Below are 21566 nucleotides of genomic sequence, written 5' to 3'. Positions count from 1 at the left end.
GTAAAAGATTGATTTCAGAAAGATTATGGGCAAATTTAGAAAAAGGAACGCAAGATTCGGCTAAAAATTGCCTTCATCAGGCGCTTGGGGAGAAGGGTTAGGGACGTTTTCAGATTCTATTTGTTTTTTCTGCAAAATTTCGATGGTGCGATCGTACACTTGAGAGAATAAATCGGGATATTGGGTATAAAAGTAGTGCGAGCGACGATATTGCTCATCGGTGACGCAGTGTTTTTCAAAGATGCGGGTGTAGTAATCTTTCATGTAAGCATTTTCGGCGTAGAGGACGCGATCGCCAACGCGACGACCTTCGAGTTGGTGGATGTCGGCCAACAAAGCTGCCATGGCTTCGCGGTCGAGCACGTCGGGTGGAACTTCAACTCTCACGCATGATGTAGCTACCAGATGTAGGATAATAAGAATGGTTAATAAATTCAGTGAATTAAGGTTTGCTAACCTATGAGGTGTGTATGTGACTGAGCTGCGAGCACCTGACCAGCGTGAAGTGGATGGTGTGCGCCCGAAGCGGAGCGTAGGGCGGTGCGAAGGCAAGGCTTGCACTGCCGAAGCACGGGAGCGAAGCGGACCACGGAATACACCGACCCAGGCGAAGGCGCAAAAGCTCCTTGCCTGGGCAAGCCCTATGGCGAAGGCGCAAAAGCTCCTTGCCTGGGCAAGCCGTGCAGCGAAGGTGCTCAAGTGCCAAGCCTGGCGTACGCCCAAATGAAAAAAATTAAAAAATTTAAATCTATTCATATTCAATCGCGGGCAAACTCAAGGGCGCGGGCGTTGCGGAAAGGGTAAACTTTTCCGTTTTCATACATGAGTGCGCCATTGACAAAGGTGTGGGTAACGCGGGCTTTGAAATTGACCCCTTCGAAGGGCGACCAGCCACAGGAATAGAGCAAACTGTCGCGGGTGACCGTGTGTGGCATGGCGGGGTGCACGAGCACCAGGTCGGCGTAATAACCCTCGCGAATGTAACCGCGGTCTTTAATGCGAAAGAGAATCGCAGGGTTGTGGCACATCTTCTCAACCATCCGCTCGATGGTGATTTTGCCTTTTTTAACGAATTCCATCATGGCGATGAGGCTGTGCTGCACGAGTGGACCTCCGGAAGGTGCATCTGCATAGGGACGACTCTTCTCTTCGATGGTGTGAGGCGCATGGTCGGTAGCAATCACATCGATGCGGTCTTCGAGTAGGGCCTTCCAAATAGTCTCGCGGTCTTGAGCTGTTTTAATGGCTGGGTTCCACTTGATGAAGTTGCCCTTGTTGGCGTAATCTTCGTCAGAAAACCAAAGGTGATGAATGCAAGCTTCGGCAGTAATGCGCTTCTTGGCAAGAGGCAGGCTATTGTCAAACATCATGGCCTCTGCGCCCGTGCTGATGTGATAGACGTGAAGACGCGTATTGTACTGGCGGGCAAGTGAAATAGCGTATTTTGAGGAAAGCAGGCATGCCTCCTCAGAACGAATGAGGGGGTGGTGCCTCGGTGTAAGGTGCTCACGGCCCCCAGCTTCGGCAACATATTTTTCGAAGTTGCGACGAATAGTTTCCTCATCCTCGCAGTGTGTAATGACTAATAAAGGAGAGTCGCGAAAAATGGCGTCGAGGGCTTCGGCATGGTCTACCAGCATATTGCCTGTGCTTGAACCCATGAAAACTTTGATTCCCGCAGCTCGAGAGGTGTGCGATTTTTTGATTTCTTCGATGTTGTCGTTTGTAGCGCCAAGGTTAAAGCCAAAGTTGACCCAGCTTGTGCGCTCGGCAATAGCGTACTTGGCATGAAGAGCTTCGATGGTAGTAGCCGGAGGTTGGGTATTGGGCTGCTCGATGTAAGAAGTAGTACCGCCAGCAAGGGCTGCACGGCTCTCGGAGTAGATAGTGCCCTTGTGCGTAAGTCCTGGTTCGCGGAAGTGCACTTGGTCGTCGATCACGCCAGGGAGCAGGTACTTTCCCATGGCGTCGATTATCTTAGTATTGGCATTTGGAGGAGTAATAACGCGGTCAATTCGGGCGATGCGATCGCCCGTGATGAGCAAATCGGACTCAAAGGTTTTGCCTTCGTTTACGATTTTAGCGTTTTTGATAAGGATATGTTTGGCCATGGGGTAACGTCAAAACGGTTTGAATATGCTTCTAAGCTTGAGTTTGATTACGCCGAAGATGGCTTCTTTGATGATGCCTTTCGACATTTTAGAGGTTCCATTGCTTCGATCGGTGAAAATTACTGGGATTTCGCGGATGGCAAACCCCTTTTTCCATGCAATGTACTTCATTTCTATTTGAAAGGCATAACCAATAAAGCGAACTCGATCGAGGTTTATGGACTCAAGTACTCGGCGAGCATAGCACTTAAAGCCGGCTGTGGCATCGTGTACAGGCAGGCCGGTAATGAGGCGTACATACTTTGAGGCAAAATAGGAAAGCACCACGCGCGACATAGGCCAGTTGATCACATTTACGCCTGTAACGTAGCGCGAGCCAATGGCCAAATCGGCTCCGCCATCTCGGCATGCTTCGTAGAGGCGTAGTAGGTCTTGCGGATTGTGAGAAAAGTCGGCGTCCATTTCAAAGATGTAGTCGTAGCGGTGCTTTAAGGCGTACTTAAAGCCAGCGATGTAGGCTGTACCAAGGCCCTGTTTTCCGCTGCGTTCGATCAGGTGCAGCCTGCTTTCAAATTCACCTTGAAGTTTTTTTACAATGTCGGCCGTGCCATCTGGCGAGCCGTCATCTACAATTAATACTTCGAAGGGTATAGGCAGTGCCATAATGGCACGAATGATGGCTTCGATGTTCTCGGCTTCCTGATAAGTGGGAATGATGACTAATCTGCGATCTTGACTCACGGTTTAAAAAGCGGGGCCAAAGTTACATGTATCTATTCTTTTTAGCGGGAAGAATCCCAAAAGTCACTGTTCAAGTGAAAGAAACAGTGCTTTTGTTGTGTTACTTTGCACACCTATTTTATTTAACTTTCATTCAAATGAAAAAATTTTCATTGTTAATTCTACTTTTCAGTATGACGCATTTTGCCATCGGACAAACGGCTATCGACATCCGCAAAGTCGATCTTAAAAACGGCTTGCGCGTGATCATGCACCGCGACAACACCATGCCTATCGTAGCTGTAGGTGTACTTTACAAAGTGGGCTCTAAGAACGAACTACCGGGCCGTTCAGGGTTTGCTCACTTCTTCGAGCATCTTATGTTTGAAGGCAGCGAGCATATAGCCCGCGGAGAATTTATGAAGCTTATACAAGCCTCTGGCGGTGTTAATAACGCTTACACCACCCACGACAAGACCTACTACTACGAAGTGTTGCCAAGTAATCAGCTCGAGATGGCCCTGTGGATGGAAAGTGAGCGGATGCTACACGCCAAAATCGATACAGTGGGTGTGGAGACTCAGCGCGAAGTGGTAAAAGAAGAAAAGCGCCTGCGCATTGACAATCAGCCCTATATGTCGTTTCAGGAGAATCTCTTTAAACGCGCTTACAAAGTACACCCCTACAAAAGCGTGCCCATTGGCACAATGGAAGACCTGAACGCAGCTCAACTAAATGAATTTTACGACTTCTACCGCACCTTCTACGTGCCTGAAAATGCTGTGCTTGTAATAGCCGGCGACATCGAATACGAAACCGCTGAGCGCCTGGTGCGCAGATATTTCGAAGACATACCTCGCGGAGGTCGCCCTATACCTCGCCCGAATGTGGTGGAGCCCCCACTAGAGCGCGAAATTGTTGATACTATTTACGACAACATTCAGCTACCGGCTGTATTCTTGGCCTACCGCATGCCCCCAAAAAATTCGGATGATGCACTCGCTTTAAGCCTGGTAAGCCGTTTGTTGAGCACCGGCAACAGTTCGCGCCTGCGCAAAAAGCTTGTTGACGAACAAAAAATTGCCCTCGAAGTCATCGCTTTTCCTTATGACCTGGAAGACGGAGGTCTCTTCATTACCCTAGCACTTGCCAATTTTGGCAAAGACCCCAAAGACATTATGGCAAGCATGCACGAGGAAATAGAACGCTTAAAAAAAGAGCGCATCTCTGACAGAGAATTTCAAAAGCTGCTCAATCAGTTTGAAACTCAACAAATCAGCCAAATGGGCAGTATGCAGGGCATTGCCGACCTGCTGGCTGAGTATGAAGTCTTCTACGGCGATGCTAACCTGATCAATACCATCGGCCAAAAAGTCTCTAAACTTACCCCGGCCGACTTGCAACGCGTAGCCAATACCTACTTTGACTCCAACCGTCGAATCATTCTTTACTATTTGCCTAAATCTTCACAACCTTAAGTACGTATGAAAAAATATGTTTTAGCCATTGTAGCTCTGATGATGACAGAAGTGACCCTATCGCAACCGCTCGACCGAAGCAAGCGGCCCGAGCCTGGCCCCGCCCGTGAGATACAACTCGGCGATTACAAAACTTTTACTCTCAAAAATGGTCTTAAAGTAATCGTCGTTGAAAACCGAAAACTACCACGCCTGAGCCTGAATCTGGTGCTCACTTACGACCCGGTGCGCGAAGGTAATCTTGCAGGCCTAGGCAGCATTACGGGCGAATTGATTAAAAACGGCTCGATTAACCTTCCTAAAGACAAGTTTAACGAAGAAGTAGATTTTATCGGGGCATCACTCTCAACTTATTCCACCGGTGCCTTCATCTCTGGCCTGAGCCGTACGAATGAAAAGCTCTTCCAGCTGCTGGCCGAAGTGGTGATACAGCCCGCAATGAATGCTGACGACTTCGAGCGCATTAAGCTCAACACGCTTTCAGGCCTACAATCGGTAGTAGATAATCCCTCTTCTATTCGCACTAACGTTACTAATGTGTCGTTCTTCGGAAAAGATCATCCCTACGGCGAGGTTGAAACCGAAGAAAGCGTCACAAAAATCACCCTCGATGACTGCAAGCGCTTTCACCAAACCTACTTCCGGCCTAATGTAGCCATTCTGGCCATAGTAGGTGATATAAACATGAAAGATGCCCGCCGATTGGCCCAAAAGTATTTCGGCAAATGGCAAAAAGGCAATGTTCCCACAGCCAAATATCCCTTCCCTGCCAAACCTCAATCGCCGATGGTGCACTTCAGCAATCGCAACGCATCGGTACAATCGGCCATTCACGTGGGCAATGTGATCGATCTGCCACCCGGCCATCCCGATGCTGTACGCATGCGCGTAGCCAACCAAATTCTTGGCGGTAACGAAGGCCGTCTTTTCCTAAATCTGCGCGAAACCCGTGGCTACACCTACGGTGCCTACTCCCGCTACAACACCGATCCGCTGGTAGGCAGCTTCTACGCCTCAGCCGAAGTGCGCAACGAAGTGACAGACAGCGCTATTACTGAAATTATTAAAGAAATTCGCCGTATGTGCGATGAATTGGTTTCGCCTGAAGAGCTTGACTTGGCTAAAAAGTTCATCTCAGGTACCTTCGGACTTTCACTCGAAAATCCACAAACCATCTCGCGCTTTGCCATCGACATTGAGCGCTACAACCTGCCCAAAGACTATTATAAGAACTACCTCAAAGCCCTGAATGCCGTAACCGCTGAAGATGTGCGCAACGTAGCGCGCAAGTACTTCGATGCCAACCGACTGCATATAGTGGTAGTAGGTAAAGCAGCGGATGTAGCCTCTAAACTTAGCCCTTTTGGGCCAATTAAATATTACGACGCGTTTGGTCGTGAAGTAAAAGCCACTGCAAGTACACAGACCGATATGGCCGCTGACGAAATCATTCGCCGATACATCGCAGCTCTAGGTAGCGAATCGGCCATCAGCCGCATCAAAGACCTGGTAACCGAATACAACGCCGAAATCAAGGGTATGCCCTTCAAAGCACAACTCATCATTAAAAAGCGTTTTAGTAATCCTCCCATGATGAGCAATGAAATCGTCGCTGAAGGCATGGGCACCCTCCAAAAAACCACTTTCGACGGCAAGCGCGCCCGCACCACCTCGATGATGGGTGACAGCGACATACCTGAAGACCAGCTCGACGATATGCGCATGCAAGCCTTGCTCATTAGCGAAACTGAGTACCTCAAGTCAGGCTTCACGCTGCGCACCACAGGCATCGAAGAAATCAATGGCCGTCCGGCCTATGTGGTCGAAGTAAAAGACAAGAACGGAAAAACTACCCTCGAATACTACGATACCGAAACCTTCCTGAAGGTTAAACAAGAATATACAATGGAAACCCCACAGGGCAAGCTCAACATTTTTGTAGAAATGAGCGATTACCGCGATGTAGAGGGCTTCAAAATACCCGGAAAAATCCGTCAAGGACAAGGGCCTCAAACCATCACCCTCACTTTTTCAAATGCCCGCATTAACACAGGCTTAAAAGCCGAAGATTTTAAGCTATAAAATCTGCAAAATCCTTTTTTCAAGCGCTTTGCTTAATGTGCAGAGCGCTTTTTTTATTTTGTTTGAAAGCATTCTTTGTAGATTACCCTGTCGGGATGTAAAGAAGAAAGTTTTGATAAGATGCCTTAGTCATCTTCCACAAAATCTGGCTACCCTGATTAATGTTTAAGATGCTTTTTAAGCTGAAAGCACTTATCCATAACTGCTACACTCATGTACTAATGCTCGGCTGAACTTTGCAAATACCACAGCATCACGCAGTACATACCCAAGCAATTAAAACAACCTGACTACTCTTGAAAAATATTCGTAAAGTCGAATATTCGCTTAAACAACTCAGCAAGTACAACCTAATGCATCGTTTAAAAAGTTCTTGAGGTAATTTTACGCTTTCAAAATATTGAATTACATGAAGAGGGTGTTCATAGCAATAGCGCTGCTTTTAATTACTGCTTGTGGCAAAAAGACCCAACAAAACTTCTCAAACGAAGACCTGGAAAAAATATACTTTCTCGATACCCTTGAAAATCAAATCATCAGCGCCCAGAAAATTGCTAACGAATACAATCCTGAGCGCATCAAGACGATTCTTCAGGAACTCGACCCCTATTACAAACACTTCAAAAACAGCAATCGCCAGTACTCCCGCGAGTTTTTTATATACGAGCTTTCAGGTCTTGAAGACACTCGTCGCTCCCTTTCCAAGTCGCTGCCCGAATATCAAAAAATCAAAAACGAGCTCGACTTCAACCTACAACAAGTCAGAGCTTTGCGAAAGTTGATTAACGAATCAGACTCCCTCACTGACAGCCTTAAGATATACATCGACCAAGAGGCCATAGCCATGCAAGAGACGATGACTAAGTTTTACAAGCGCATCCGCAACCCACTTACCTACAAAGATCGTTGGCCAGCCCTAAAGGCTAAGCTCGACAGCGCCATGCGGTACGACTTACAATCAGCTGCCCATGAATAAGTGGACAGTTTTAGTCCTTACAGCTTTTGTCTCATTGAGCCAAGTATTGGCTCAAGATCTCCCTTTGCCTACTAAAACTGCTGAAAAAGTAGACTGCGAAAAATTACTCGTCGAATATCGAGAACTCTATAAGCGCTCGCCCCAGCGGATGTATTATGTAAAATTGTACGATTGCCTCCTCGAGCTGAAAGACTACAAAGAGGCTGTAAATCTGGCTGAAGCACAAATCCGCCGTACCAACGAACCTGAAGGGGTTTATATGGTGGATGTAGCCTTTGCAAAATCGAAGATGGGCGACCGCAAAGCGGAAGAAAAAATTCTGAATCGCGTCCTCGAATCCATTAATAAATACCCCCAATACGCCTACCAAATTGGGCAGGCTTTAAGCGACAAAGGGTATTTCGAAGCCGCTCTGCGACTATATGAAATCGCAGAGAAAATCAATCCATCGTTTAACTTTAGCTATCAAAAGTCATTGCTGTATGCCGATTTGGGTCAACTTGAAAAAATGTACGACACATACATAGAAATTTTAGAGCGCTCTCCGTCAATGGCTTACACCGTCAAAAACCTTATCAGCAGAGCCATGGCCCCAGATGGAGGTGAAGATAATCTAGACTATATCATTCAGAAGCTCAGGGCCCGCGCACTCAACCAGAAAAATCCGGTAATGACCGATGTGCTTACCCACATCTACATCGAAAAGAAAGATTATGTATCAGCATTGGAATTTCTGAAAGAATGGCATCAAAAATCTAACTACGGAGCCGTTGGCGAAATTTATGAACTTTCAAACCAGGCTCTCACCAATAAGCAGTACGAGTTAGCTATTACGGGTTTTGAATGGGTTACCCTCCATACATCAAATGCCAACTACACCATGCGAGCTAATCTATCGCGCCAGCTGGCTCTTACTCTCAAAGCGCTGAACACTCCTACTGACTCAGAGACAGTGGCTGCTGTAGTCACAGAAAGTGAGAAACTCATTCAAATTCAAGGCATCAACTTTAACACTTTGCCATTAGCTGAAGCCACAGCACGACTCATGGCATTCAAAGCCAATCAAAAAGACAAAGCTCTCGACTTAATAGAATCGCTGGTGAAAGTACCCGGGCAAAATCCAAATGAAAAAGCCCGGCTGCTGATCACAAAAGGCGACATCTATCTATCGATGAAAGAATTTATGCTGGCCATTGTAGCCTATGCTCGCGCTGAAGAAGTAGCTGACAATGAGCTTATGAAAGACGATGCTAAATTTGCTCGTGCTAAGGCCATTTATTATTCAGGCGACGTGCCTTGGGCATTAGAAATTTTTGAAATCCTGCAAGAATCCACTTCAAAGCCCATATCAAACGACGCTACTGCCTATGCCAGCAAAATTTTGCTTAATTCCGGTGGCGATACCACCTACGAAGCCATGACCTACTACGCACATGCAGATATGTTTTATTACGTAGGTGAATATCAAAAAGCTCATAAAATACTGGACTACGTCATTCAAACCTACACAAATCATCCCATACAAGACGACGCGTATTTGCTTAAAGCGAAAACTTTTGAAGCACAAGGCCTTTTTCAGCAAGCGGTACAATGGTATGAAAAAGTGTACACCGTTTTTGGCTATGAACTGCTGGCTGACCAAGCCATTTACCAAGCCGCTGTTCTATTTGAAGAAAAGCTAAACGAACCATCAAAAGCCAAAGACTTATACGAACTTATCGTAATGCAGTTTACTGACAGCTATTTGCACAACCAGGCACGATTGCGCCTGAGAGCACTCCTAAACAAACAATCTTCATGAAAACCCGCTACATCTACAACGTGACCATAAACATCGACGACTCAGTGCACGACGACTGGCTGCACTGGATGCGCACCACTCACATACCTGATGTATTGGCTACCGGCATGTTTGACGAGTGCAAAATTTCAAAAGTGCTTTCTGATGATCCTGAGGGTACGACCTATGCTATCCAATACATTGCAAAAGACCGCGAGTCGCTCGCGCTGTATCAAAATCTCTTTGCCCCAGATCTGCAAAAAGAACATTTGCAGCGCTATGCCAATAAGTTTGTAGCCTTCCGCACTGTGCTTGAAATTGTAGAGGAATTCTGATTAAACTCCCTAAAACTCATAGCGATATTGAAGTGTAAAATTCCTTGGCGCCTCAGGTCGCACAAAGCGAATCATGTACTCCCGGTTGGTCACATTGTTTACAATTAAGGTAAACTGACCAAAACGATTGGTTTTGTATCCAACTCGAAGGTTTATAAAATACTCATTTCCAGTGTAGCCGGGTTTACTAATTTGATCGGCATATCCAGGGAGAAAAATTCGAAAAACATCATCAATTCGCTCCACTTTTGATAGATATCGGTAGTCGATACCAGCTAACCAACCCTTCCACATGGCCTCTACATCTACCTTAAGTAAGTGGCGATTTCGATACTTCAACATAGCGTCGAGCACCGGATTGTCTTTGGAAACTATCGACTCAAAAAATCGCGCAAAATACCTAAAGGGATTTCGAAGAGTAGAATCGAGATTAACATCTACCGGCAGTGAATACGTATATCCCACCAAGGTTCTCAATCCCAAGTTTTTGGTTAAATTTCCTTCGCTCGACCATGAAAACTCAACACCTGTGTTTCGAGCAAAAGCAACGTTTTGTGCCTGAAATCCGAGATATTTCACAATAGTATCGAGCGGAACTTGATTGGATGGCACTGTATCCCAACGAGGAGGCAAGTACAAGCCAAACGTAACTTCGATCAAGTCTTTGTAATCCAGCCAAAAAAGACTAGCATCGAAATAGTTTTTCCACTTGTTTACGTTTAGCAGTTTTTTTATTCCGATCTCAGCATTCCACCCATACTCAGGCCGCAGATTGAGATTGGGAAAAATGGGTACCGCCTCGCTGCCCGCAGTTGAAATAAATATCTCTGTAAAGGTTGGGAAGCGAAAACCCTGACCAAAGTTGGCACGGGCAAAGAGTGTCGGATTAATGGCATAGTTTCCACCTATTCTTAAAACAGGAATTCTTCGGCTTTCGACACCCGAAATCGAAAAATATTCGTAACGCATGCCTGCATTGGCAGCCCATCGATCTTTTAGATAATCGACTTGAAAAAAGGCTGAGGCATTTCTGCCTTGACGTGTGCCGATGTTGTATATGTCAAATACGTCGAAGTATTGGTAGTTGGCCCCTGCTGTGATTTTAGTAAAAGTATTGAGTGGAAGATCTATCGAGTAATCGGCGTTGTAGAGATTGGTTTTCAAATTGTTTCGATAGTTTTTAAACTGTAGTCGATACCACCTTGCGGCCAGGCGATGGCGAATTCCGCCCTTGGACTCGTAAAGTACTTCCGGAGTCATATGCCACTGCTGGCGCACGATACGCGTAGCACCATCGGCCATGGTGGCATTGGGTGATGTACCATTCAGCGGAACATAGAAATTTGAATCGGCATCAGCCCAGGCCAAAAAGTCGGCCTCATCGCTACCCATTATCGATGCATTCCAAATAAAAGAAAACCCTTTGCCGTCAGTGCGTTGGCGATAGCGCGACTTAAATGTAACACGCGACTGGGTCTGGTCTGTAAAGCGTATATACCCATTGGTAGTTAGTTGGTTTACTCCAACCACATAATCGAGATTTCTGACGGATTCACCAGCTACAGCCGATATTCCCCATTCCCCAGGTCGTCGCTGCCACCACCAGCGCTTTATCGGATCGCGGGGATTGTCCACTAAATTGTAAAACGTTTGAAGGCGCGCTACTGATTTTCCCTGCTCAGGCCAAAGGGTCTTAATGTGCAAAGCCCCATTGAGCCCACCAGCACCATACAATACCGACGCTGGACCTTTTACAACTTCAAGATTTTCAACCATTTCGATGGGAGCAAAGTTCCACCGCATATCGCCCCTATCGGCTGTAAGAATGGGCATTCCGTCCGTAATCACCAATACGCGACTGCCGATACCGTAGGCAAATCCGCTGCCGTTTCGTATGCTCATTTGGCCATCAATCACTGTTACACCAGGTACTTTGTCCACCGCATCGTATAGTCGCGTGGAGTTAACGTTGTAAATCAACTCTTTAGGCAAAACATCAACTTGTACTACTTCACGCGTGATGGGCTTGCGCAAGCGGGTAGCCGTAATGGTTACATCTCCTATGTTTTCGACTGACTCTTCCAATTTAATAATGAGTCTCTGTACTTGTCCGGATCTGAATGACACCCTTGCTTTGGTGGGTTGAAAGCCTATATGGATGACTGTTATATTTAGGGAAGTTTGGTTTGTTTTCCATATAAAGACACCTTTCTCGTCGGTGCTACCCTGTTGTTTACCGTCGATGATGATATCTGCATCAGAAATGGGTGCATTGGTGATTCTCGACTGTACTTTAAGCAATAAGGTGTTTTGAGCTATACCATTATTAACTGAAAAAAGTAAAAGAATTGCGCTACATATATGAAAAATTCTTTTCATCTTGTGTTTCATATTGTTAAAACAAAATTAACAGTAAATACTTCCAACTTGATGATTTTTTTAAACCAGAATTTTTAGGTACACCTAATTATTTATTTATTTTTGAAAAATTTTATTTTTATGGGTAAAAAAGTATATTTTTTGATTTTAGTAATTCTTGCTGCACATAATTCATATAACCAAGATCTTCACATTAAAGGTGTGATATCAGACGGAATAGTCCCATTGTCAGGGGTGACCATCCGAGATAAGGCGACTGATGTACTCTTGGGCGTGTCGCGGTTCAATGGCACTTTTTACATAAAGTCCAAACCGGTAGATAGTGCTTCAACTCTTGTCATTGAATTTTCAAGGCCGGGATTTCAAAATCAAGAAGTTGCTATAAAGCCTGCTAAAGAAGACACCATACGACTGCAAATAGTGCTGTCGTACACCGGCAATGCTTTGGATGAAGTAGTAGTCACCGGCAGTCTACGACCTACAGACAGAAAGGCCTCAACAGTGCCGGTTTCAGTGATAAACGCATCTGTATTTGAGCGTATATCATCACCTCGTCTTATGGATGCTTTGCCGTTGCTTCCGGGCATACGGCTTCACTACGACTGCAATGTGTGTGAGGCACCCGGACTCAGATTCAATGGGTTGCCCGGGCCCTATACCTTGCTGGTGATTGATGGAATGCCCATTATGGGCCCATTGGCTGCTACATATGGCTTATATGGTTTCCCATCAGCAATGATACAACGTATGGAAGTGACACGTGGTCCAGGGTCAGTCCTGTTTGGCACAGAAGCCATGGGTGGGGTCATTAATGTGCTGACGACCAATCCGGATGTAGCTCCCCCACTTAGAGTAGAGCAACTTTTAACTTCATGGGGTGAAGTGACTACACAGCTCTCCTCTGCTTATCGCGTCGGCCAATGGAGAATGCTTACCGGGGTCTATCACCACCACTTCGGGAGCCGTATTGACCGCAATGCAGAAAACTTTCTCGATATGGCATTGCAAGAGCGTATCTCGGTGTTTCAAAAAATAAGATTTTCCGATGAGCTTGATATCTTGCTTCGCTATTATTATGAAGACCGTCTCGGAGGCACAGTAGCCGGACAGCATTATCATCGCCATACACACGATGAATATGTGGAAAGCATCTTTACCAACAGGGCCGAATGGCTTATGAAGTACAACCCTCGAAAATTAAAACCACTGCAAGTATGGTGGAGCGCTTCGGGCCATTGGCAAAACAGCATGTACGGCGAAGACTACTTTCTCGCCGAACAACGCATCATGAATTTCCAAACCCTCTGGCAAGAACACTCCGGAAATCTGCAATACACTCTTGGAACAGCTCTGCGCTACCAGTTTTACAATGACAATACCACCGCCACTACCCTTTACTCCGGCTCGGATACTGAATTAGATGCGCCTGAATCATTTCATATGCCGGCACTTTTCGCCGATGCTATGTTCCCCCTGAAAAATGTAAGCTTCTCCGCCGGCATACGTGCTGATTACCATTCCATACATGGCTTCGTGCCGACCGGACGCATAGGAGTCCTGTACAGCGCAGGCCGACATACGCTGAGAGCCACACATGGATCGGCATTCAGGGTGATCAATCTCTTTGCCGAGGAGCATGCAGCCCTCTCCGGGGCACGAGAGGTGGTCATCTCATCAAGGCTTAGACCTGAGCGCGTTGCAGGTCAATATGCAGAATGGGAGTTTAGTCTGCTAAAGCCCCATTATTACATCAAATCAATTCTCGGAGCATTTGCCAATGAATTCTCCAATCGAATACTGCCAGACTATGACAGCGACCCACAGAAAATCATCTTTGACAATCTGGACGGCAGGCTTACCCATAGAGGCATCAATGCACAGGTGGAATTTGGCATAGGTGGAAGGTGGGATTTTTCAATGGGTGGCGCACTGCAAGACATGAGACTTATCGAAGACGATAAACGCGAGCTTCCTCCCTTTGTAGAGCGCATGAATTTTCAGAGCCTTATGGGATACACTTTTGGTAAAAATCGAATTGATATCTCATCCTTTACCTACAGCCCCATGCGGCTGCCATTAGCCGGTGAACTCGACCCAAGACCTGAGTTTTCGCCCTGGTTTACCCATCTTCATCTCCAATATTCCTATCGCTCAGAAAGAGGATATTCACTCACCTTTGGCATTAAAAATCTTCTCGATTTTGTACCTTGGCGTGGATTGCCCTTTCTTATCGCAAGAGCTGACGATCCTTTTGATACACGAGTAGAATTTAACTCTGAAGGTGTGCCTATTCCTACAGCTGACAATCCTTACGCTCTTACCTTCGATCCCGCTTATGCATTCACCTCGCTACAAGGGCGAAGATTTTTCTTTCAGTGGTCAATTACATTTTAAAAAATATCTGGTTTTCATTTCTTAAAGACAGGGCTTAAAAGACCAGCTTTCATAAAACTCTGAAGGCAAATATTCAAAAACCATTTTTCTTTTCTCAAATGGACAGTAAAACCCTAGCTTATAGGCCCTGAGGGCAATCACGTTATTCAAAGTCATCTGAGTACTGCCGTAGAGCACATCGCCTAAGATCGGATGACCTATGAATGCCAGCTGAGCCCTGATCTGGTGATATCTGCCAGTATGTAGTCGAAGGTCGAGTTCAGTTATTTCATTGAAATGCCTGATAACTCTGTAACTTAAACCCACAAGAAGTGCCCCCTGAGCAGGATTTTCTGAAATGATGGCCTTAAAATTTTTTGGGTCTTTTATGTGGTAATGATGTAATTCGCCCTCTGATGGATGTACAAGGCCTTGTACTAAAGCTCTGTACATTTTAGTAATTCTTCTATTTTCAAATAGGCGTTGTAAAGTGCGATGCGCCCTTAAATTTTTCGCTACGATCAGCAGTCCTGCCACGGGTCTATCGAGCCGATGCAGCGGATGTGGGCCCCATCGCTTGTATATATCAGGTCTTTGTCTCTTGAGCCAATCCATCAGGTTTGCATGGTCATGGCGATCCGGCTCTGAGTTTAATCCGTGCTCTTTATCGACGATGAAGTATTGCGGATTTTCAAACAGAATGGAAGGCATCTATCTTTCTTGTGTAATGGAGCGAATCCATTTGTATTCCGATAAAAATTCGCGACCAATCACTCGAAAAACGGAATACGAGGGCACGGCCACAATCATGCCCACAATTCCAAAGAGGTTGCCGGCTATTAAAATCACGAAAAAAATCTCCAGCGGATGCGCATTTACAGATCTTGAGAAAATAAGAGGCTGAAAAATAAAGTTGTCCATCAGCTGAACCACAACAAACACTGATAAGACCTTAATCAGATGCATCTGCCAAACTTCGGGAGCCATCAATCCGGGAGTAGTACCAAAGGCTACTAAGGTTCCTACAGCCGTGCCTATTAAAGGACCGATGTAGGGAATCACATTTATGATTCCAGCAAAAAATCCAATAACAAAAGCATTGTTGATATTAAAAAAGTTTAAACCAAAACTTACAATGATGGTTATGAGCGATATTTGAAGAATAATTCCAACGATATAGCGTTGAAGAGAGTACTTGATCTGCGAGAGTACACGCGCCATACGTTCTGTAGTGCTATCGGGAGTAAATGCTAAAACAATCGATACGGCAATTCGTCGCTCCTTGAGGAGAAAAAAGGTGATAAATGAAATGGAAAACAAGGCCACCAAGAGATTTCCTAATACACTTACCAAACCGGTAATTGTTCCTGTCACATTTGAAATATTTAAATATTCTGACATTTTAGCCATTACGTATTCTCTATTTGAAGCATAACCCACAGGTTTAATTCCAAGATTATCAGCCCATTTTTCTATGTTTTGGATGGGCTGCTCGAGATTTTTATAAATCTCTGACATACTCAGTTCTGATATGGCGCTGAGCTCGCGCATAAGGGGAGGCACAATTAAAAGAAAAATAATGTAGAAAAAAGCATATATCGATACCAAACCAATTATTGCCTTGAGCCAATCAGGTAATTTAAATTTTCGAATCTCCACCCTATCGAGCAATTCCATTATAGGAGACAACGCGATGGTAAATGCCACTGATACAGCAAAGTAAATAATTACCCTAAGCGAAAAATAGAGAACAAGTGTAAAAGCCAGAAGTAATATCGCCCCAACCACTTGCTTTCGGGAAATACCAGCAAAAACGCTCATTTAAATGCAAATAAGTAAAACAGCACAAAAATCGGAGTAAAACCGCTTAAAAATCCGGCAAATACCTCGGCTGATGTATGAGCTTCTACTTCGAGTCGAGCCCAAGCGATTATACCCGTAGCAGCAATCGCTAGGGTAAGCACTAGGGGTGAAAGATTGTACATCCTGCTCAAAACTATGATGGCAGCCAAGAGACCTGCAAATGAGGCAACATGGGCACTGGCTTTGTAAAACGGAATTTGGGCTAGAAGTACTAAAATCACGATACTGGTAGCCATCAAGAAGAGGTGCAAAAGCTGGGCAGCAGGCACCAATTTAAGCGCAAGCGCAGTGAGATAATAAAATACAGCTGCTATAATGTAAGGGGCCTTTCGCTCTTGCCTGTTGTGCATTTCGAGCGACTTAAGGATGTTTAATTTATAAAACAAAAGTGCTATAGTGATGGGCAAAAAATAAGTGCCCACAATGATCGACATTAAAATATAAATCTTTTGAACTCTATCAAACAATGGAGCATTGATGGAAAAAAAGAGTAGTGCAAATACCACTGGTACTATGGCGGGATGCAATACGTACGAAAGTATTTTGGCAATCAAATATTTAGAGTTGAATTGGGTAGACCTCATTTTTTTAATTCTTTTCTGAGGCGTGCTACCGGTATGCCGAGCTGTTCTCTGTATTTGGCTACAGTTCTTCGAGCTAAAGGATATCCTTTTTCGTTCAAGATTTTACAGAGTTGATCATCTGTGTATGGCTTTGATTTGTCTTCTTCGGCTATGGCGAGTTCCAGAATTTTTTTGATTTCTTTGGTCGATACTTCTTCACCATCAGCTGTGGTCATTCCTTCGCTAAAGAGTTCTTTTAGCAGGAACGTTCCAAAAGGAGTTTGAACGTATTTATTGCTCGCTACGCGCGAAATGGTAGAGATATCCAGGCCCACCTCATCGGCTATATCTTTTAAAATCATGGGCTTTAGCTTTGTCCAATCTCCAGTCAGGAAAAACTCTTTCTGAAAATTCATAATTGCCGACATGGTGATCAGTAGGGTCTGTTGTCTCTGCTGAATGGCTTCAATAAACCACTTAGCCGAGTCGAGCTTCTGTTTTACGAAGAGCAAAGCCTCTTTTTGACTTCTGTTGGTCTTTGCTCCTTCTTTATACGCTTGTAAAAGTTCTTTGTATTCTCTACTTATGTTAAGTTCAGGGGCATTGCGTTCATTAAGGGTAAGTTCGAGTTGATCGTTGTTTATATTTATGATAAAATCAGGGATGATGCTGTAGTCTCTGTCAAAAGCTGTATTGATTTGCAATCCAGGCTTTGGGTTGAGCTTGCTGATTTCTTCTATTACATCTCTCATGGTATCCTCGTCAAGGTCGAGTCTATCCATGAGTTTTTCGTAGTGCTTCTTTGCGAATTCTTCAAAGTGATTTTCCAGTATGCGCCTTGCAAGTTTTACAACAGGTGTTTGAGGACGCTTGGCCAATTGAATCAATAGACACTCTTTGAGATCACGAGCACCAATGCCGGGAGGATCGAGGTCTTGAATTTTCTTGAGTACCTCTTCGATTTCTTCTTCAGTGGCTGAAATGTTTTTAGTAAAAAGCAAATCGTTAGAAATACTTTCAAGATCGCGTCTTAAATATCCGTCGTCGTCAAGATTTCCAATGATGTATTCACCGATTTGCCTTTGCTTATCGGTCAGCTTCAGCATGCCGAGCTGATGGCTGAGATTTTCAAAAAATGTCACAGAGCTCACTACTGGAATCGAGTACTCCTCGTCGTCAGGACTGTAATTATTTGATTTTAGTTTGTAATCAGGGGTTTCATCACTAAGCAAGGTGTCATATTCTTCAAAGTCTTCAAGACTTGTAATCTCTGGTTCATCTACGAGTACCCCGTCTTCATCGTATTCATCTTCTTCTGACTCAAGCACAACTGCCTCTTCATCAGCATACTCTTCATCCTTTTTTACTTCTTCCAATGCGGGATTTTCCTCAATCTCCTGCTTTATTCGCTCCTCGAGCATAGGTAAGGGTAGCTGAATCAGCTTCATCAGCTGAATCTGCTGAGGAGAGAGTTTTTGCAGTAATTTCTGATTTAATCCCTGCTTAAGCACACGTTTACTTTTTGCTAGCGCAAATTAAAAAAATTATTTTGATATTGGCTTGGTTTTTGATGAAAGATGTATTTTAGCCTGTATTGCTGGTCTATAATTTGTTTTTGTTCCGTCATCGCACCTAAAATCCCATTAAATAATTTGTAAATATTCTTTTTGTAACTGTTTCTTTCTTTCTAATCGTTTAACGTTTTTCTGCCATTTAAAGTGACTTGGATAGGATAGAGAAATTGTAAATTATCTTAGCCGTAAGAAAGCTGTGATTATCATGCAAAAAATTTTTCCTTTTCTATTTCTGCTTTGTTCTGTTGATTTAGTTTGGGCTCAAAGGCTCGACTTCTTTTACGAAGATGTATCTATCCAAGCCAAGGGTCCGTTTTTTTCGACCAGCCCATCATCTATTGACTATTTTGCTGCTGTTCAACATCTCGAAGCCCCGTATCCGGGTGGACAGGGATTTCGCGCGTATTTGCGCCACTTGAAAGATAGCATTCATCAGCTACCAAGACTTTCGTCAAAAAAAAGAACCACATCAGCAATAGAAAAGCCTGTACTTGAACGTCAATTTGAAGGCAATGTGTACAACGGCTCTGCACCAAACGACAACCACATAGCTATCTCTGAAGCAAACATTCTTGTGTCTGTAATTAACACAAACATATTTATTTATGATTTAAAAAACGACACGCTGCTCTCGGTGCAATCACTTCAGCAGTTTTGCAATCCTACCGGGCTTACCGATACCAAATATGACCCTCGAATCCTTTACGACCCTGACGAAGATCGATTTATTATGGTAATTCTAAACGGATTTACCTGGCAAACGTCAAAAATCGTAGTAGCCTTCAGCAAGAGTAGTTTGCCACACCTCGACGGATGGAACTTGTATGTGCTGAATGGCAATCCGCTCAACAACCAAACTTGGAGCGATTACCCGCACTTAGCCGTTAGTAATAGCGACCTTTTCATTACCTTCAATACATTTCTAAACGGATCCTTTAACAACAGTGGTTATGTAGAATCTACCTTTTGGCAAGTGGACAAGCAAGCCGGCTACAGAGGCGACACTTCATTAGCTACCAAATACTTCTACAACATCCGCTACAAATCCGATGGTGTTGATACGCTCCGTCCGATGTTTAACTTCACTCCTATAAAAGGCGGAAGCGGCCACTATGGCGACAAAATGTTCTTGCTTTCCAATGAAAATTTAGCCGCCCAAAGCAATCGCTACTTTCTAGTCACCGTGGAGGGTAAAACCACCAATAGCACATTGAAAATAAAAGAATTTAACACAAGTACCCCTTACGGCTTACCGCCTGATGCCCAACAAATGCAAAACCATCGGTTTGACTGTGTAGATGCGCGCGTGCAAGATGGCTTCTATGAAAACAACATATTGCACTTCGTGCACAATACAATAACCCCTATCAATGGAGCAGGATTTGTCTACTGCAGAGTAGAGAGACCTGAGAGCCAGCAGCCAAGAGTAAGTTCTACAGTGTTTTACGACGATTCCCTCGATTTTGGTTTTCCGGCCATCAGTTACACTGGCAGACATGTGCTCGAAAACGACGCTATTATCACCTTTAACCATAGTGGTAGAGATTATCCATCAGGTATGAGCGCCTGCTATGTGAATTCCGAAGGTTTGCTTTCTGAGCGACTTGAAATCGAGCGGGGAAACAGCTACGTAGATGTGATAGGCATAGGGGTACAGCGCTTCTATGAGCGCTGGGGCGACTACTCAGGTGCACAGCGTTTATATCACATGCCTGGTTGGGTTTTGGCTGCCGGATACGGTTCAAAAACAAACCGAAGACCAGAGACCCGAATAGCGCTACTTACTCCATCAAAATTAGCCGATGAGCCTGCCCCTTTTAACTTCGCTTCTGAGTTTAAGCTTTTCCCCAATCCGGCACATCGATTTTTTGAGGTAGAGTTTGTACTCGAACAGCCACAAAGACTTCGCTTTGTACTGACCCCTGTAAATCACGGATTTGCGAATCAAATACTTTTATCTACAGCTGATGTGCGCCGGGGTGCAAACAGGTTTACGTTTGACACACAACCTCTGCGAAACGGCGTGTATCAACTTTTCATTCAAAACGAAGAAGGTGTGATTATCAAAAAAACCAAAGTAATCGTGCTGAACTGAAAAAAATTGGCCTTACCTTTGAGGCAATGAGTAAATAAAAGCCTGAGCGTTCTGTCGCGCTGATTGTTTCACAGCAATCGGTGAGGAAAGTCCGGACTACACAGGGCAGCATACCTGCCGAAAGGCAGGGCAACAGTCATAAAGGGCTGTTGACAGACAGTGCCACAGAAAACAAACCGCCTCTCTTACCGAGAGGTAAGGGTGAAAAGGTGGGGTAAGAGCCCACCGCTCCTTCCGGTAACGGAGGAGGCTCGGCAAACCTTGTGCGTAGCAAGGCCAAATAAGCTGCCAACGACATACGTGCTATGTCTGCGCACTGGCCCGGTACGCTAGGAGCAGCGGGTAGGCCGCATCAGATAAATGACAGAAAATCCACTCCGGTGGATTACAGAATCCGGCTTACAGCTCAGGCTTTTATTTTTTAGTAAAACGAATGATTAAGAAATATCAACTCATTTTACGTGAAAAAGGCTGGAAAGGCTTAATAGCTGAGGCCGGTTGGAAGGTGGCCATACTGCTGTTTATGTTCTTTCTGATCAAAGGGCTTGCATGGCTAGCTGTAATCTATGGAGGCGTAAAATGGTTTTCGTCGTAAACATTCTACCAACTATACGGTGTTTCTTTTGCATAAAATTCGAAATGTCATGACACATCTCAAAGAAGGAGACAAAGCCCCAGCATTTGAAGGAAAAGACCAAAATGGCAACACAGTAAAACTATCAGACTTCGCCGGCAAAAAGCTGATTGTGTATTTTTATCCGAAAGACGACACTCCCGGCTGTACTGCAGAAGCTTGTAGCCTGCGCGATAGCTACGAATCGCTCACTGCTAAGGGATTTGCAGTGGTAGGGGTGAGTACCGACAGCGAAAAGTCACATCAAAAGTTTATTGAAAAGTACAATTTGCCTTTTACCCTAATTTCAGATCCCGAGCGCAAGGTGATCGAAGCTTTTGGAGTGTGGGGTAAGAAAAAATTTATGGGCAAAGAATACGAAGGTATTCACCGCGAAACCTTTGTGATCGACGAACATGGAACTATTATAAAAGTGATTACAAAAGTCGATACAAAAAATCACGCAACGCAGATTTTAAAAGAACTAAGTATGGCATAAAAAGAAGCTGTCCTAAAAGAGGGCAGCTTTTTTTTATCAGTTTTTAAATGGTATTTAATGTTACAAAAAATGAATTAGACTTAAAGCAGGTTTTTGGTAGTGATATTTCAAAAAATTGATTTTTG

The 21566-nt window shown here is 44.6% G+C and carries 17 protein-coding genes and 1 other RNA gene; 10 read left to right on the top strand and 8 right to left on the bottom strand.

The annotated features are described in order from the left end of the window. Positions 1-60: 60 nt before the first annotated feature. The 3 genes from EIP89_RS08560 to EIP89_RS08550 are packed head-to-tail and all read right to left on the bottom strand — an operon-like array spanning position 61 to position 2852. On the bottom strand, positions 61-756 hold the full coding sequence (locus EIP89_RS08560) for a DUF4296 domain-containing protein (protein WP_124398265.1): 696 nt from the start codon (positions 754-756) through the stop codon (positions 61-63). A gap of 2 nt (positions 757-758) precedes the next feature. After that, positions 759-2111, bottom strand: coding sequence for a dihydroorotase (locus EIP89_RS08555; protein ID WP_124398264.1), 1353 nt, complete (start codon positions 2109-2111; stop codon positions 759-761). Between the two features lie 9 nt (positions 2112-2120). Next, on the bottom strand, positions 2121-2852 hold the full coding sequence (locus tag EIP89_RS08550) for a polyprenol monophosphomannose synthase (protein WP_124398263.1): 732 nt from the start codon (positions 2850-2852) through the stop codon (positions 2121-2123). A 137-nt stretch (positions 2853-2989) separates the two neighbouring features. Between EIP89_RS08550 and EIP89_RS08545 the strand changes: the two genes are divergently transcribed. The 5 genes from EIP89_RS08545 (at position 2990) to EIP89_RS08525 (ending at position 9482) form a co-directional block, all read left to right on the top strand. After that, a complete protein-coding gene (locus tag EIP89_RS08545) occupies positions 2990-4309 on the top strand; it encodes a M16 family metallopeptidase (protein WP_124398262.1) in 1320 nt (439 codons plus the stop codon). A 6-nt stretch (positions 4310-4315) separates the two neighbouring features. After that, positions 4316-6391: an insulinase family protein gene (locus tag EIP89_RS08540; protein ID WP_124398261.1), complete on the top strand. Its 2076-nt coding sequence runs from the start codon at positions 4316-4318 to the stop codon at positions 6389-6391. A 409-nt stretch (positions 6392-6800) separates the two neighbouring features. Further along, positions 6801-7367, top strand: coding sequence for a hypothetical protein (locus EIP89_RS08535; protein WP_124398260.1), 567 nt, complete (start codon positions 6801-6803; stop codon positions 7365-7367). After that, positions 7360-9168: a tetratricopeptide repeat protein gene (locus tag EIP89_RS08530; RefSeq protein ID WP_124398259.1), complete on the top strand. Its 1809-nt coding sequence runs from the start codon at positions 7360-7362 to the stop codon at positions 9166-9168. The genes EIP89_RS08535 and EIP89_RS08530 overlap by 8 nt, the downstream gene beginning before the upstream one ends. Then, positions 9165-9482: a DUF4286 family protein gene (locus EIP89_RS08525; protein ID WP_124398258.1), complete on the top strand. Its 318-nt coding sequence runs from the start codon at positions 9165-9167 to the stop codon at positions 9480-9482. The genes EIP89_RS08530 and EIP89_RS08525 overlap by 4 nt, the downstream gene beginning before the upstream one ends. A 9-nt stretch (positions 9483-9491) precedes the next feature. Here the strand turns inward: EIP89_RS08525 and EIP89_RS08520 are convergent, their stop codons facing one another. Continuing rightward, positions 9492-11861, bottom strand: a complete 2370-nt coding sequence (locus EIP89_RS08520) for a TonB-dependent receptor (protein WP_160160569.1) — start codon at positions 11859-11861, stop codon at positions 9492-9494. 120 nt (positions 11862-11981) lie between these two features. Between EIP89_RS08520 and EIP89_RS08515 the strand changes: the two genes are divergently transcribed. Next, the gene (locus EIP89_RS08515) at positions 11982-14255 is read left to right on the top strand and encodes a TonB-dependent receptor (RefSeq protein WP_124398256.1); all 2274 of its coding nucleotides are present in this window, start codon (positions 11982-11984) and stop codon (positions 14253-14255) included. Positions 14256-14276: 21 nt separating this feature from the next. Here the strand turns inward: EIP89_RS08515 and EIP89_RS08510 are convergent, their stop codons facing one another. From EIP89_RS08510 to rpoN, 4 genes are read right to left on the bottom strand one after another with little or no spacing between them, the layout of a single operon-like run. After that, complete coding sequence (locus EIP89_RS08510; RefSeq protein ID WP_124398255.1) at positions 14277-14945, bottom strand: RluA family pseudouridine synthase; 669 nt, start codon at positions 14943-14945, stop codon at positions 14277-14279. Then, positions 14946-16055: an AI-2E family transporter gene (locus tag EIP89_RS08505; RefSeq protein ID WP_124398254.1), complete on the bottom strand. Its 1110-nt coding sequence runs from the start codon at positions 16053-16055 to the stop codon at positions 14946-14948. Further along, a complete protein-coding gene (locus EIP89_RS08500; protein ID WP_124398253.1) occupies positions 16052-16681 on the bottom strand; it encodes a hypothetical protein in 630 nt (209 codons plus the stop codon). Before EIP89_RS08500 ends, EIP89_RS08505 begins: the two co-directional genes overlap by 4 nt. Beyond that, a complete protein-coding gene (gene rpoN, locus EIP89_RS08495) occupies positions 16678-18171 on the bottom strand; it encodes an RNA polymerase factor sigma-54 (RefSeq protein ID WP_124398252.1) in 1494 nt (497 codons plus the stop codon). Before rpoN ends, EIP89_RS08500 begins: the two co-directional genes overlap by 4 nt. Before the next feature lie 268 nt (positions 18172-18439). On the opposite strand from rpoN, the gene EIP89_RS08490 reads away from it, so the two are divergent. From EIP89_RS08490 to bcp, 4 genes are all read left to right on the top strand, one after another. After that, positions 18440-20329 carry a T9SS type A sorting domain-containing protein gene (locus EIP89_RS08490; RefSeq protein ID WP_124398251.1) on the top strand — a complete coding sequence of 630 codons (1890 nt, stop codon included), beginning with the start codon at positions 18440-18442 and terminating at the stop codon, positions 20327-20329. A gap of 38 nt (positions 20330-20367) precedes the next feature. Then, positions 20368-20747: RNase P RNA component class A (rnpB, locus tag EIP89_RS08485), an RNA gene on the top strand. A 15-nt stretch (positions 20748-20762) separates the two neighbouring features. Further along, entirely contained in the window at positions 20763-20924 is a 162-nt protein-coding gene (locus tag EIP89_RS11495; RefSeq protein WP_160160568.1) for a hypothetical protein, read from the top strand. A 49-nt stretch (positions 20925-20973) separates the two neighbouring features. Then, complete coding sequence (gene bcp, locus EIP89_RS08480) at positions 20974-21441, top strand: thioredoxin-dependent thiol peroxidase (protein ID WP_124398250.1); 468 nt, start codon at positions 20974-20976, stop codon at positions 21439-21441. The last annotated feature ends 125 nt before the right edge of the window (positions 21442-21566 follow it).

The organism is Thermaurantimonas aggregans (genome assembly GCF_003851885.1).
Lineage (GTDB): Bacteria > Bacteroidota > Bacteroidia > Flavobacteriales > Schleiferiaceae > Thermaurantimonas > Thermaurantimonas aggregans.
This window is presented reverse-complemented; position numbering and strand designations above follow the sequence as displayed.

Bases quoted from the DNA above. Each gene is read 5' to 3' on its own strand.
- EIP89_RS08535 (WP_124398260.1), top strand. From the start codon at position 6,801: ATGAAGAGGGTGTTCATAGCAATAGCGCTGCTTTTAATTACTGCTTGT.
- EIP89_RS08545 (WP_124398262.1), top strand. From the start codon at position 2,990: ATGAAAAAATTTTCATTGTTAATTCTACTTTTCAGTATGACGCATTTT.
- EIP89_RS11495 (WP_160160568.1), top strand. From the start codon at position 20,763: ATGATTAAGAAATATCAACTCATTTTACGTGAAAAAGGCTGGAAAGGC.
- EIP89_RS08525 (WP_124398258.1), top strand. From the start codon at position 9,165: ATGAAAACCCGCTACATCTACAACGTGACCATAAACATCGACGACTCA.
- EIP89_RS08490 (WP_124398251.1), top strand. From the start codon at position 18,440: ATGCAAAAAATTTTTCCTTTTCTATTTCTGCTTTGTTCTGTTGATTTA.
- EIP89_RS08520 (WP_160160569.1), bottom strand. From the start codon at position 11,861: ATGAAAAGAATTTTTCATATATGTAGCGCAATTCTTTTACTTTTTTCA.
- EIP89_RS08500 (WP_124398253.1), bottom strand. From the start codon at position 16,681: ATGAGGTCTACCCAATTCAACTCTAAATATTTGATTGCCAAAATACTT.
- EIP89_RS08505 (WP_124398254.1), bottom strand. From the start codon at position 16,055: ATGAGCGTTTTTGCTGGTATTTCCCGAAAGCAAGTGGTTGGGGCGATA.
- EIP89_RS08510 (WP_124398255.1), bottom strand. From the start codon at position 14,945: ATGCCTTCCATTCTGTTTGAAAATCCGCAATACTTCATCGTCGATAAA.
- EIP89_RS08555 (WP_124398264.1), bottom strand. From the start codon at position 2,111: ATGGCCAAACATATCCTTATCAAAAACGCTAAAATCGTAAACGAAGGC.
- EIP89_RS08530 (WP_124398259.1), top strand. From the start codon at position 7,360: ATGAATAAGTGGACAGTTTTAGTCCTTACAGCTTTTGTCTCATTGAGC.
- EIP89_RS08560 (WP_124398265.1), bottom strand. From the start codon at position 756: ATGAATAGATTTAAATTTTTTAATTTTTTTCATTTGGGCGTACGCCAG.
- EIP89_RS08540 (WP_124398261.1), top strand. From the start codon at position 4,316: ATGAAAAAATATGTTTTAGCCATTGTAGCTCTGATGATGACAGAAGTG.
- bcp (WP_124398250.1), top strand. From the start codon at position 20,974: ATGACACATCTCAAAGAAGGAGACAAAGCCCCAGCATTTGAAGGAAAA.
- EIP89_RS08515 (WP_124398256.1), top strand. From the start codon at position 11,982: ATGGGTAAAAAAGTATATTTTTTGATTTTAGTAATTCTTGCTGCACAT.